Source organism: Dyella kyungheensis, assembly GCF_016905005.1.
GTDB classification, from domain to species: domain Bacteria; phylum Pseudomonadota; class Gammaproteobacteria; order Xanthomonadales; family Rhodanobacteraceae; genus Dyella; species Dyella kyungheensis.
Window position 1 is genome coordinate 164,246 of the sequence record NZ_JADIKC010000010.1, and the last position, 13,206, is coordinate 177,451.

The 13,206-nt window shown below is 60.3% G+C and carries 13 protein-coding genes; 1 reads left to right on the forward strand and 12 read right to left on the reverse strand.

Translation table 11 applies throughout. From position 1 onward, the window contains the following. Window positions 1–35 precede the first annotated feature (35 nt). The 12 genes from ISP20_RS21870 to tsaD form a co-directional block, all read right to left on the reverse strand. Window positions 36–293, reverse strand: coding sequence for a PAAR domain-containing protein (locus ISP20_RS21870; protein ID WP_204637779.1), 258 nt, complete (start codon window positions 291–293; stop codon window positions 36–38). Between the two features lie 295 nt (window positions 294–588). Then, window positions 589–1,119 (reverse strand): hypothetical protein, encoded by a 531-nt coding sequence (locus ISP20_RS19390; RefSeq protein ID WP_204637780.1) that lies wholly within the window; start codon window positions 1,117–1,119, stop codon window positions 589–591. Between the two features lie 89 nt (window positions 1,120–1,208). After that, complete coding sequence (locus tag ISP20_RS19395) at window positions 1,209–2,156, reverse strand: hypothetical protein (RefSeq protein ID WP_204637781.1); 948 nt, start codon at window positions 2,154–2,156, stop codon at window positions 1,209–1,211. Between the two features lie 18 nt (window positions 2,157–2,174). Continuing rightward, a complete protein-coding gene (locus ISP20_RS19400) occupies window positions 2,175–5,156 on the reverse strand; it encodes a T6SS effector BTH_I2691 family protein (protein ID WP_204637782.1) in 2,982 nt (993 codons plus the stop codon). After that, on the reverse strand, window positions 5,153–6,103 hold the full coding sequence (locus ISP20_RS19405) for a DUF4123 domain-containing protein (RefSeq protein WP_204637783.1): 951 nt from the start codon (window positions 6,101–6,103) through the stop codon (window positions 5,153–5,155). The genes ISP20_RS19400 and ISP20_RS19405 overlap by 4 nt, the downstream gene beginning before the upstream one ends. Beyond that, the gene (locus ISP20_RS19410) at window positions 6,100–8,226 is read right to left on the reverse strand and encodes a type VI secretion system tip protein TssI/VgrG (protein ID WP_204637784.1); all 2,127 of its coding nucleotides are present in this window, start codon (window positions 8,224–8,226) and stop codon (window positions 6,100–6,102) included. The genes ISP20_RS19405 and ISP20_RS19410 overlap by 4 nt, the downstream gene beginning before the upstream one ends. Before the next feature lie 96 nt (window positions 8,227–8,322). Then, window positions 8,323–8,841, reverse strand: a complete 519-nt coding sequence (locus ISP20_RS19415; RefSeq protein ID WP_204637785.1) for an Hcp family type VI secretion system effector — start codon at window positions 8,839–8,841, stop codon at window positions 8,323–8,325. 339 nt (window positions 8,842–9,180) lie between these two features. Further along, the gene (locus tag ISP20_RS19420; RefSeq protein WP_204637786.1) at window positions 9,181–10,035 is read right to left on the reverse strand and encodes a DUF6159 family protein; all 855 of its coding nucleotides are present in this window, start codon (window positions 10,033–10,035) and stop codon (window positions 9,181–9,183) included. A 116-nt stretch (window positions 10,036–10,151) separates the two neighbouring features. Continuing rightward, window positions 10,152–10,475, reverse strand: coding sequence for a hypothetical protein (locus ISP20_RS19425; protein WP_204637787.1), 324 nt, complete (start codon window positions 10,473–10,475; stop codon window positions 10,152–10,154). A 314-nt stretch (window positions 10,476–10,789) separates the two neighbouring features. Next, complete coding sequence (gene folK / locus ISP20_RS19430) at window positions 10,790–11,272, reverse strand: 2-amino-4-hydroxy-6-hydroxymethyldihydropteridine diphosphokinase (protein ID WP_204637788.1); 483 nt, start codon at window positions 11,270–11,272, stop codon at window positions 10,790–10,792. Between the two features lie 12 nt (window positions 11,273–11,284). After that, entirely contained in the window at window positions 11,285–11,644 is a 360-nt protein-coding gene (gene folB / locus ISP20_RS19435) for a dihydroneopterin aldolase (protein ID WP_204637789.1), read from the reverse strand. 52 nt (window positions 11,645–11,696) lie between these two features. After that, window positions 11,697–12,722 (reverse strand): tRNA (adenosine(37)-N6)-threonylcarbamoyltransferase complex transferase subunit TsaD, encoded by a 1,026-nt coding sequence (gene tsaD, locus ISP20_RS19440; protein WP_204637790.1) that lies wholly within the window; start codon window positions 12,720–12,722, stop codon window positions 11,697–11,699. 123 nt (window positions 12,723–12,845) lie between these two features. On the opposite strand from tsaD, the gene rpsU reads away from it, so the two are divergent. After that, a complete protein-coding gene (gene rpsU / locus ISP20_RS19445) occupies window positions 12,846–13,061 on the forward strand; it encodes a 30S ribosomal protein S21 (RefSeq protein ID WP_014404075.1) in 216 nt (71 codons plus the stop codon). The last annotated feature ends 145 nt before the right edge of the window (window positions 13,062–13,206 follow it).

The following is a 13,206-nucleotide window of genomic DNA, read 5'->3' on the forward strand; positions in this document are numbered from 1 at the left end:
CCGGGCCTTTTGGTATCTGCATACTATGGAGTGGACTAATCGACCATCCAACTTTCGTCCCCTTCCGATAGCACGCCGCCGTGATCGGTTGCATCGCCTTGACGCGCCACGGCGCGGCCTTCGATTTCGCAGCTTGGCGACCCCGACGTAATTCGCGCACCGCAGCTGACGCTATCCCCTACGCGGGCCACGGCCTCGCCGCCGACCAACGCGTGAGGTGCACCGCTGGTGACCGTACCCTCGCCATGAATAGGACATGTGTGGCGGTGTCCGACTAGCACAACTGGCTTCATAAGCTTGACTCCGTTCGTTTGATTCCATTTCTCGTCAGCGATTCCAAAGCGATGACAAGAAGTGCGTAGTCCGTATGTCGATCTATTACTTTTCGCCTGCGAATACCAACTTATCTGTGAAACTCGGTATACAACGCAGGTAGGCACTGCGGACGCAGAAAAAATTTTCTTGAGGAAAGAAGGCTACAGCGTGAGCAGATTCGGCCACGGCACCACCAGACGCACCGCACGCCGCTCCAGAAACCGGAAGTCTTTCATCGACTGATAGACCAGAACAGCGATCACCTACGGCTAGTCATCCGTCTTGCAATGATGGCAAAGCATAGACCGGACGCTGTTGCCAGCTATAGCGGATTGTCGCCGGCATCTTTAAGCCAGCCAGAAGGAGCTGTACCGCCGCGAAAGCGCTTATACCTACCGTGGCCAAGTGTGTACGATGCATCACGGTGTAGAACCAGAAGGCAAGCGCAACCGCTAACAACCCTGCCGTGATGAAGAACACCTTAAGCGAGGTACTTCCGCCGCGATACAGAAAGTGGGTCGGCAATCGGGCATTAAGCTCGGACACCCAGAATGCATAAGACGCCGGCGCTTGGGCATCCTTGTCCGCATCGCAAACTAACTCGAAAGATGTATCACCATCGACTTCAATTTCCGCCTTGTACACTCTTCCAGCCCGCGTCAAACGAATATTCTGGATGGTATTGATTTGTATGGATGTCACCGTGCCTGCGGATGAGACGTTCGACATCACGCCACCTGAAATTCGAAATGTTTCTTCTTTGGTTGTCCCTCGATTGCTCGTGTATGCAACGTCGTTCGTCATCTTAGAAACCTCCATCTTCCTTGCGGCAAGCTAGGCTCCGGCTAGCTAAATCTCTGTCATAGAAAAGGTGCCTTTATCTTCCATCTCTTTTAGGGTCGGACACCCCGCTGCGCCATCTCGATGGTGACCAGCGGACCAGTCTCCCCTTCCATCGCTTCGGGCGGCGGCAAGAGCGGCCGAATACCCACCAAACAGCACAGCGCCCACCAGCACAGTGAGATGGACAAAGTCAGCGGAAACAGCACTGCCCAAAACGGCAGCGTCAGCCAGCGCTTGCCTTGATGCTCACCGGGCTCGCCGGTAAACCAGGGCACGTAGTGGCGAAATGCCTCGCGTGGTGTCAGCACGATCCTGTGCAGCGGCAGCATCCACCAGTTGGGTTCGGCGGGAATGGGCAGCGTGTCCGGGCCGTGAGCCATGAACGTTCGTACGTATTCCCACACCTCGGCAACGAATTCGGTACGCGGATCGGCGTCGTCATTGCTCATCAATCGAACCAGAAACATGCCCTCCGGCATGCGCTTCTGCCAGAAGCGGTGCGGCGGAAGCGGGCGGACGCTGGGAACCAGCATCTCCAAGCGGAAGCGTCTGACGGCACCGACATTGGTGGCGTCCACGAATGATGAGGGGCTGGCTTGCACACCATGCCAGTCGCCTTCGTACAATTGATCACCCTCTTTGCCATATATATGCTGCGTGTGCCGATTGAAGTAAATGTGGGACATTTTCAAGCGCCGCAGATGCATCGCTGCGAATAAAACGAAACCGCCAATGGAAAGAGGAATTAGCAGTCCCACCCACAGAAGATCCGGATTTGATGAGATAACACTGAAAAGGATGTATAGCAGCCAGACACCAAAAGGGATCGTAAGTATCAGCACGAGGACGTACATCTGTGCTAGCAGCACTGATATTTCAAGAAAGGGACGACGCAAGCACAGAACGTTTCGACCCATTCCGATGTACTGATCGCCAATCTTCGGTTTTGCTCCCGTTGCTAAGGACTTCGGTGTCCATATCGTTTGCGGCGTTGCCATTAGTCCATTCCTTATTCTTCAGCCAAGCACAAAACTAGCCGCCACTTCTGCGGCCTCACTCAGACCCTGATTAGGTCGGTACGCCAAGCGAAACTGCAAGTTATTGCCGCTATCGATGGCTCGCCGATAGTGCACGAGCAAACCATGAGGCGTAATTCGCGTACCTGGCACCGCGTCAGCGTAGATGGCCAGCGGCAGGCGTTCGCCTGGGCGTGGTGGCACACTAATTTCGTAATCCCAGCTGCTTTGATTCACAATGAACCCGGGCAACAGGATGGTAAATTCGGCCGTGTTGGCTTCAAGCCAGTTGTGCTCAAACGTTGAGTCAGCTCCCGCCCAACCCAATTGTTTGGCGGCATCAGCATTGAGCAGAACTGGCCCGAAGCTGGCCTGGTACCAACCTTGCAGTTCTTCACTCAGACCTTTGAATGCTTGCGGCCGGTGATCTGCCTCGTATCGACTGCTGTCATCACCCATGCGATTGCCGAAGATGCTGCGCGTGAGCCACAACTCCATAGAACGGTGATTCTCCGCGTCGGCCTTTCCGTACAACCATAGAGCTGTCCCCATCAACGCGGCTCCTACGATAGCCACCGCCGCCGCCCCCCATCCGACGACGGGAATAAAGGCAACGCCGCCTGCAAAACCGATGAGACCTTCCGTTAAAGCAAATCCACCAATCGCCATGGTTACGCCGCCAACGCCCGTGTAAAACGCCGCGCGATAATTTTCCGAATTACCGAGGCGCACAGTCTTCTGCATATCTGTCGCCAAGCCGGCAAGTATCGCCGGATACCCCGTCCATCGCGTAAACGCCACGCTACTAAGAAAACTCTTCACCGCCAGTTGATAACCCACGCCCGGCAGGCGGGTCGCTATGGTCGAGAGAATGCCCACCTGGATTACTCGCGCACTCACCATGGCCGAACCCAGCGAGCCCAGAAAGCCCATAATGGCCGAAGCAAGATTGGTCGCGTTTTCGCTGCTGTAGTGGCTACTGATTTCCTTTTGGGCAGCCATCAAATTGACGTAGTTGAAATAAAGCACAGCAAAGTTGAGCGCACCCAGCGTGCCCGTCTTGCCCCAGCCAGCCAGCGTCGGACGGACGACGACAGTTCTGGTTTCGGTCAAAGTGACTGTGCGAGAGCCTGTTTCTACTCCAATCGCCTTGCTCTCCACGATGCGAGCCATGCCTGTGTCGATAAGTGCCTGCACGTCCTCCGTGAGCCTGGCTTCGTTACCGTGGAGTTGATCGGTAAGACGGTAACGCGTCCTCAATAGACCGAGGATGTCTTCCATCTGTGCTTCGTTCGCGGCGGCCTGGACCCGTTGCCGCAAGTTACGACTCTTGTCCCAACGAGCCTGACCTTTCAACCGCTTCATCAGCACGGTGGTGGTGGTTTCCGCGATAAGGTCGGTGGCGCCATTGACCTCTTCGAACTTCGCGCCAAGCTCATTGATAACGGTGGCGCTGGCGCTCAACAGCGTGCCTTTAAGGTCATCCTTCTTTTTGAATTGCTCGACCGCCAGCCTGAAGGGATTGTAGGCAGCCAAACCCATATAGATTGGACTGGCCTTGTCGTCGACCCAGCTTTCCAAGCGCTTGTATCGCGGATCTTGACCGTCCTGACCCAGCAAGCAGTTGCCCATGTTGTGCATGCAGGAAGCAATCGTTTGCTCCAGACCCTGGGCCGACACCTTGTGGTCCCGATCGTATGAAGAGAACGCGGCGGCCAAGCTATAGGACTTCTCCAAATTGCCGATCTCAGCTGTGGCCAGCCAGGCATCGTGGTTGGCGCACGCAACAGCTAGGCGCTCGAGCAGCGTCATCAACCGCTGGTCAGCGCTATCGCGTTCTGCGAGAAATTGTTTGTACAGCTCTTGATTCATGCGCGTTGCAAAACGCCAGCCATCCGGTGACAGGTTCTTATCGGTAAGCACTTCGAACTTCAGTTCGCTATCGGTAGGAATGCGTCGCCCATAAGGTTGCGCGCGATGGCCTTCACCACGAAGTTTTGCGAGCGCGTCGGGCTCACGATTGGCAGGAATACTGCTAGCCTTGTACATGCCACGCAGCGCTTGATCGAGCAAAAAGGCGACCACGCTCTTGCGGTGAAAGTCCGCACTCTCGGGCTGCACTTTCTCCACATCCAGGCGCATGCACGCGGGCAACTTAGAGCTAGCGGCCTGGGTGCTGCCTGCGAGCAAGGTATTCTTGAGATCCAAGGCTTGATGCTGCCTGGCTGCCACAGTCAAGCCGAGCTCAAGCGTCAACCCTTCCGCGTCATAGAGTGCAACAGCCACTGGTACGCGCGGCTGGGTGTGAGGGTAATTCGCCGCCTGGGCGAGGATGATCTGCAGAGGCAGTTCTTCGGTACTGAAGCACGCACTCCAGGCCAAGGGCACGCGTTGCGATCTAGGTTTGTAATCCTCGACCCAAGTGCTCAGCGCAGAAGCAGGAAGCACATGCTTTTGCTTGGATGGAGTCTTCTCGCCGTTGGTCAGCTCATGCATATCCAGCGGCTGCATCAGGCGCTTACGCCATGACGCGCTGGCCATTACCTTGCCGGTGATGGCGTTGGTCCATAGATGCGTGCTGTAGCCGATCCATACTTCTTTGGCGGTGTCTGGACAGGTGTCGGCCCATACCCAATAGGACGATCCGCCTTCGCGATAGGCATTGCGCTTGTGATAGTTCTCCAGCCCGGTATAGGTCAGCTCGCGATATTTGCCTTGCCCGTCGTATTCGTGAATGACGAGTTTTTCGCCTTGCGGACCTTTCATGTAAACGTAGACGTAACCGGGCCGCAGGGAGCGCAAGGTATAGGTCGCTTCCTTGAGTGCAGGAAGGCCCTGATCCAAGGCATAGCCCGAACCGGCATAGGCGTAAGGCTTGGCCCCCGGATTTCCCGGGAGCACGGCGTAACGCACCGGAACGATGGGAATACGGGAGCTACATGCGGGGGACGTGGTCGCGCCGCCGGCCGACGATCCGTTCATGGGATGAATTCCTTTTCGTTGACGAGTGCCGCTACCGCGCGCAGACGATCCTGCGGTGATTGTTCGAGGTCGTTGAGCAGGGCTTGCGCCGTTGGATCAACCTGCAGCTGCGGATGACGTGCGAGCAACAGAAAGCAGGTTCGAAAATCGTGATCTGAAATGATGTTGAGCTTGCCGGCTTCGGTCAGTGTTTCTCGTACATGGCTTTCTGCATCTCCAGCACTCAAGGTGCTGTAATCGGGCAGTATCCTCAGCTCATTGGCAACGCTGGTGATGAAGTTCTCGCGCATGTTGTGATCGAAGGCACTCAACTCATCGGCACGCAGGTGAAGCCAGCCGATGGCTGTTTGAGCCGTCCGGGGCGAAGCCTGCTCGAGCTGATACCAATAGTGGGTGGTGGCTCGGCTTTCCCTCCATAACAGCTGTGTCATGGGGCCCAGCCACGCGTCGCGGTGTGGCGCGTCGAGCGCGCGCAACCACGCTGAAAGGTGATCTGGTCGGAGGTCGAATTGGGCCTGCCCTTGATCGGGCATCACGAAGCGCGACAAGCTCGCCAAGTGGTGGTGAATGACGTCAATGTCCTGGGATGCGCCGATAAACAGCAAGGCATTGGAAGTCGGCCAGTGTTCCAGCGCATGTTGCACTAGCGGTGCATCGTCCGTTGCATCGACGAGAAGCGGGCCACGCTCGGGTTCCTGAGACAAGCCATCCCAAAGCCATCGGCGCATATTGATTGGACTGACCGCACGCACCAGTTCCGTCACGCTTGGCGCAATGGCAGAGGCGTCACCGGCATCGGACGGCGATGGCCGATAAGCCCAGTCTTCCAGCGCTCGTGTATGCAGCAGGAGATAGATGAACGGGGTGGAAGGAATCGCGTTGCTCGGCGATTTCGTGCCCATCAATGCAGGCAAGCCGGAGTGTTCGACGGTGGGAACGTTGTTCATCCCACGCGCCCCTTCTTGCACGAGCAATCTGCTAGTGCGCAGCTGCCGTCGGTCTGCCTGCCACATAGCCGATCGATCGGCTTTCCAGCCGCGGGCGCACCCTTAATCGCGAAGGGGTTACCGACTCCCGGGCCACGCTGCTGCACCGGACCCTTCAGCTTGATCACCGTGCCTTCGATAGTGATGCCACTACCATCGATGGTGATGCTGCCACCTGGACCCTGCAGGACCACCCGCTCGCCTGTTTGCAGCTGATAACGTTGCGTCTGCCGCTCGATGCTCTGACCCGCAGTGAGCTTGTGGTGCCCTTGCACGTTCTGTTCGACATGGCCACCCACATCGATCAGATGATTGGCCGTGGTCTGGTCCTTGCGGTGATTGCCGACGTTCTCGATGCGGTCTTTGCCGATGGTGATGGCGTGATTGCGCTCGATCCGAAGGAAGTCGTCCTGGCCGATTTGATGGCGGCGATCGCGGCCGACGGTGACCTGCTCATCGTTGCCCACGGTCTCCGTGCGGTCGTGGCCGATGCCGATGGTCTCGTCGTGCTCGACGTTCTCCTTGCGGTCGTGGCCGATCTGCGTGGTCTCGTCGTGATTGACCACGATGTTCTGGTCTTTCTGCGCGTGGACGAAGATTTCTTCCTGGTCCTTCTCGTCTTCAAAGCGCAATTCGTTATAGCCATCCCCTTTGTGGGTCTGGCTCTTGATGGTCGTGCGCGTCTTGTGACGCGGCAGTTCGTAGGGTGGCGGGTTGGTGGCCGGGTAGGTACGGCCGGTGATGATCGGTTGGTCTGGATCGCCATCGACGTAGCTGACGATGACTTCCTGGCCGATACGCGGAATCGCCATATGCCCCCAGGCAGCGCCGGCCCAGTTCTGGCTGACCCGGACCCAGCAGGAGCTGTACTCGTCGCGGTTGCCGTAACGATCCCAGACGAATTCGATTTTTACGCGGCCGTATTCGTCGCAAAAGATCTCTTCGTTCTTTGGACCGACCACGAAGGCCATCTGCGGACCGTCGATGCGCGGCTTGGGATACAGCGGCGGCTTCCACTCGACGCGGTCGGGAATGATCTCGGCGGTGTAGCTGTAGTGTGTGCCGACGGTGGCCTCGGCGCTGTCTTCGTCCTGGCTGGTGGTCTGGATGCCAGCGTGCAGCATGCCCTTGACCCGCCAGCCCGTGTTCCAATCCTCACGAGGATGGCCTTGCAGGTCGAAAGCCAAGCCGGGTTGCAACCGGGCGTCGTCGCCCTCGATAAAGGCGACCTGCGCATCCCGTCGCAGCGACAGCAAGCGGGTCTGGGTGAACGGCTTTCCTGCTTCGTCTGCCTTGTAGCGACCGGGGAAATCGTAGCGCTCGTAGTCCCGGCTCTGGTGCGCGAGGTTGCTGCCGTCGCTGACCTGTTGCTGGTTGTACTGGGGATGCTTGAACGTGTAGTCGCGCTGGGTCTGACGTGCCGTGCGCACGTTTTCGCTGTACCGGAAAGAGCGCAGGCAGGGCTCCGCCTGATCGCCACCGGGGGCAGCGTTGTAGATGATCGGGCCGCCTTCGATCTCGCCATGGGTGTAGAGCCGGTCGCCCTGGATCAGGCGATGGCCTCGAGCGCTGTGCTCAAAGGTGTAATAAAGGCCCTCCTCCCCGCTGAGCCGGGCGAAGAAGCCCAAGTCCGTTTCCCCGTGCTGTACGCAGTATTCGCGCGGCAGATGGCCCTTGGTCAGCGTTTGCACGGCATCGGCGATGCCGGAGCGCTTGAGTACGGTCTGCAGGATCTGCGGTACCGTCTGTTGCTGGAAGATGCGCCAGTCGCTGCGCAGATCCGCGCGGGCGAGTTGCGGTTCCACGATGACGCGATAGCGCGTCCTTCGAAACCCCGTCGTCCCCTGTTCGATGGAGGACACCAGGCCGTGGACATAGCGCTCGGCATGCTCGCCACGCCACAGCGTGAACAATGCGGGCTGGTCGAGCAGTTGGGCGAAGTCGACCGCGGGATTCTCGGAGCTGAGATCGACCGTCAGTTTGAACGGCTGGCAGAGCGATTCCTCCAGGCGAAACTCGATGACCTGGAAGGCTATCCCGCTGGCGGGCTCGAAGGTGAAACGAAGGTCGGTCTGGCGCGGCACAAGGCCTCCATCGCGTGCAGAACAAAAGTTCCAATATTCCGTGGACAAGACGACACCACAGCCCGCCAATGACGGGCCGTGGTGTCGGGTTTTGCCTTAGGCTTCCATCGGCTTGCGCCAGTCATCCGAGGATTCGGTGCCGGCGATGCTGTGGGTCCAGGTGATCTTGCGATAGGCCATCGAGACCTTGATTAACTGGGTGTACTCGGACTTGGTGGAGTCCTGCGCATGCGGCAGCACGGTGTTGATGTCCACGATGGTGGCGTCTTCCAGCTTCGTGGTGAAGAAGTGCTCCTGCTTTCCATCCACCGAGGTGCGGAACCACTGCACTTCCACGTTGGGAAGCATTTCGCCGGAGGCCAGCGACTGGTACATCAGCGGAACCGCCTTGTTCAGCGCGCAGGTGAACACGAACGGCTTGTGCACGCGCTGGCCCGAGGGCTGGCCGCTCTGCGGATCGGTCGGCGTGGTCACGCGGTGTTCGACTTCCTGTACGAGGATCTGGTCCTCGTGGCCTTCCACATAGACATTGCCGACGGAATCGGCGGTGAAAGCGCCCTTGCTGATGTTGCCCTGGGTCTTGCCGGTGATGCTGATATAGGCGGGTGTTGGCATGACAAATCCTCTGTCGTCACATAGGGCCGCAATGGGCCGATAGGCCATCCATGGAGGATGACGACGGGGGTATGGCAAACGCCGTGCCAATGTCACGAAGCGACGTCTTTCCGTCGAAAGATCAGTACCTTATAGCGCCTCAGCGACAGGCCGTGCGCTTTCTGAAGCGAACAATGCCGCGTAGCGCCGCGAAAAAGGAAGGGCATCGGGCAACGCATTGCCCGATGCAAGTTAAGCGGTTGATTTGAGCACGCCTTCGATGAGCCATCTGTTGCTCGAGCGAGCAAACTTTGGCCCGCTCGAGCAACACGCAGACGTTTATTTCAAACGCGCGTCGGCTTATTTCTTCGGCTTGAACGCCTGCTCCAGCATTGCCTGGTCGAAGCCGTATCCCACTTCGCCATCTTCGGCATAGCGATACAGCGCGGCGGCGTAGATGCCTTGCAGCGAGGCCTGGATCAGGCCGAGCAGGGTCAGGCCGACGACGACGATCACGATGGCGGCGATGATGGCGGTGATCGACTGGGTGGCGAATGCGCCGCCGATCAGGCAGGCCGCCAGCACGATCGCGATGAACATCAACAGGCCGAACACCACGCCGATGCCGGCGTTGCCGATGATGTTCTCGCCCCAGGTGCGCTTGAGCAGTTCGACGCTGCGCGAAATGGCTTCGGTCGGGCCCACGTCCTGGCTCGCCAGCACCGGCACGACCAGGAAGGTGGCGACCGTCCAGGCAAGGCCGAGGAAACCGGCTACCAGGCGGCCGATCAGACCCAGGCGTTCCTGCAGTGCGCGCAACACCAGACCCACGGTGGCAGCGATCAAGGCGTAGCCGAAGATGTTCGCGATGCGCGAGCGGGCAATCGCCATGCCTTCGCCGAAGCTGGCGGGTTCGCCACGCAGGCGGGCGAGCGCGGCACCGGCCAGTGCCGTGTTGAAGAAGATGATCACGAAATACTGGGCCAGGTAGAACAGGAACAGCAACACGTAACCGCCCGCACTTATGCGTTGGCCGTGCTCGACCACGTGGCCGGCGGACACCATAGCGGCGATGATCGGGATCAGGAAACTCGCCGCCACCAACAGGCAGCAGATGCTGGAAGCAAGCGGAAACATCAACAGCGACTTGTCCGAACGCAACACGTCCGCGCTGGCCTTCATCAGGCTCCAACTGCGTGCAAAACGACCTGCCATATCCCCTTCCCCCATTCCATGTTAGGTGGTTGGGTTTCTAGCATTACCGCAGGGCCGGGGACAGTGCTGGGGCGCGCTTTCGTGACCATGCCGTGCGCCTAGGCACGGCCCGGGCGCTACCAGGGGCGACGCTTCTTCCTGAAGACGACCCGCTCGTCGAACGCTTCATACAGCAGCACCAACACGCCGCCCGCCGCAACGGCCGCAAGCAGCAAGGCCACCAGCCACGAGTCGTAGAAGAACCAGTGCGCGTGGAAGCCCAGCCAGCCGGTGGCGAGCAGCGTCACGATGACGAGGACAAGCGGCGTTCCATAGCTCACCGCAGCTTCGCATCCCGGGCAGGTGCGTACGCCGTGCCGCGCTTCGCTGCGGCAATGCGGGCAAATCGCGTAGCGAATCGCCGTGGCATTCTTCATCTCGTTCGCCATACGTCCTGCCATGGGCGCTGTTTTCACTGCCTGGCGCGGCAGCGAAAGGAGCAGCTTGGATCTTGCGTGACGACACCGACGACGTCGCCGCGTGGGCGGCCTTCGCCGCACTGCCCTGCGATTGCGCGCAGGACTGACATGTCGCCCGAGGCGACGATGCGTACGGTAATTGGCGCAGGGCGCCGCGAGGAATCAGATAAACCTGAAAAGCGGTCCGCTGTTGGAAGGCGGCGACTTGCGGTGGCACCTCATGGCGCGCACCTGACGTCGATCGCTCGCGGGAAACGGCACATCAGCGCAGCATGCCCCAACGAAAATGGCCTGATTTACAGCGGCTCGACGACCAGCGGCTCGCTATCCGCCGGAAAAGCCGACCACAGCGCGGCCATCGTCTCTCCCGTGACCGGATGCTTCAGTTGCGGCGCGATGTCCGCGATCGGCCGGAGCACGAAGGCACGGCGAAGCTCCTTGCGCGGAAGCTCCAGATGACCTTCGCCCTGAAGCACGAGGTCGTCGTACAACACGATGTCGACGTCGAGCGTGCGGTCGGAATAGCGCGGCACGTCGCGGCGGCGACCGTGGCGATCTTCCAGCGCGTGCAGCCACGCGTTGAGCGCTTCGGGCGAAAGATCCGTGTCCAGCCCCACGGCCAGGTTCACGAAGTCGGCGCCGTCGAAGCCCACCGACCGGCTGCGATAAGCCGGAGAGACGGTGAGCGCGCCGAAGCGCGCGCGCAACTCGTCGAGCGCGGCGCGGAGATAACGCAGGGGTTCGAGGTTGGAACCCAGGCTCAGGTAGGCACGTGCCATCGATTCAACGCGTCACTGCGGTCGTATGCCGCGTTCGATGCGCACGCCGACCGACTTCGCGCCGCGAACAGCGCCTGGCTTGGAGAGTTTCAGCCGCACCCACGACACCCCGAATTCTTCCCGGATGATCGCCGCGCATTGCTCCGCCAGCGTCTCCACCAGGCCGAAGCTGGAGGTGCCGACGTAGTCGATCAGGCGCTTGGATACGTCCTTGTAGTTGAGCGTGAGTGCAATGTCGTCGCTCGCGGCGGGCACGGTGTTGTCGAACGCCATTTCGATGTCGAACGACAGCGTCTGCCGCACGCGGCGTTCCCAGTCGTAGATGCCGATCACGGCATCGATGCGCAGGTCTTCGATGAAAACGATATCCATGGGAATAGGGTAGCGATCTCTCTGGGAGAGCGCACCCATGGAAGCAGCACCGTCACATCGCCGGCGGCAGCGTTTCCAGATCCCAGCGCGGAAACACCTGCACCGTTTCGTCCTGGTGCTGGCCATGCGCCAGGCGAATGGCGCCGGCCAGGGCGATCATGGCGCCGTTGTCGGTGCAGAAGGCCAGGCGCGGGAAATAGGTCTGGAAACCGTCCTTCTCACCGGCCGCCGCCAGTTCCGCGCGCAGGCGCTTGTTGGCGCCCACGCCACCGGCAATCACCAGGCGCTTCGCGCCGCTGGCTTGCAGGGCGCGACGGCACTTGATGATCATCGTGTCGACGATCGCTTCCTCGAACCCGCGCGCGATGTCGGCGCGGGTCTGGTCGCTCTGGTCCGACTGCTGCCAGGCGAGCAGCACCTGGGTTTTCAGGCCCGAGAAGCTGAAATCGAGGCCAGGGCGATCGGTCATCGGGCGGGAGAAGCGGAACGCGCCCGGTCTGCCCTGCTCCGCCAGCTTGGCCAGCGCCGGTCCACCCGGATAAGGCAGGCCCATCAGCTTGGCGGTCTTGTCGAAGGCTTCGCCGGCGGCGTCGTCGAGCGTATCGCCCAGGATCTTGTATTCGCCGACGCCCTTCACCTGCACCAGCATGGAGTGGCCACCCGACACCAGCAGCGCCACGAACGGCGGCTCGGGCGGGTTTTCCTCCAGCAGCGGGGCCAGCAGGTGACCTTCCATGTGGTGCACGCCGATGGCCGGCACGCCAAGGGCCCAGGCCATGGCCCGGGCCGCGGAAGCCCCCACCAGCAGGGCGCCGACGAGGCCGGGGCCAGCGGTGTAAGCTACCCCTCCCAGGTCGGCCGTGGTCAGGCCCGCCTGGGTCAACGCCTCGCGCACCAGCGGCAGCAGTTTTCGCACATGGTCGCGACTGGCCAGTTCGGGTACCACCCCGCCGTATTCGGCGTGCAACTTGATCTGGCTGTAGAGAGTATGTGAAAGCAGGCCGTTGCCAGGCGCGCCGGGTTCCCAGCGCAACAGGGCCACACCGGTCTCGTCACAGGAGGTCTCGATGCCCAGCACCGGCTTGTTTGCCGGGGGGTTGGATTGGGGCTTTGAAATTGCTGTCGTTTCCACGTTATACTTCGCGGCTCACCGTATTCAAACGGCTCGTTCAGGCGAGCCAGTCTAACACTTGGAGTCTCCATGCCCAGCGTAAAAGTCCGCGAGAACGAGCCGTTCGAGCTTGCCCTCCGTCGCTTCAAGCGCACCTGCGAAAAGGCCGGCGTCCTGGCTGAAACCCGCAAGCGCGAGTTCTATGAGAAGCCGACCCAGGAGCGTAAGCGCAAGCGCGCTGCCGCGGTGAAGCGTCACCTGCGTCGCCTCTCGCGCGACACGTCGCGTCGCACGCGCCTGTACTGAGCCCGCCGTCCGCCTGGCGGACGATCCGCGGTTCGGGCGCCTCTGGCGTCGTTACAGGTAGCTTGGCAGCTGGCGCGTTTCAATCCGCTGCCGCTGTCTTCGTAGACCTACACTAGCCGGCGTTGCCTCAAGCAACGCCGGCTTT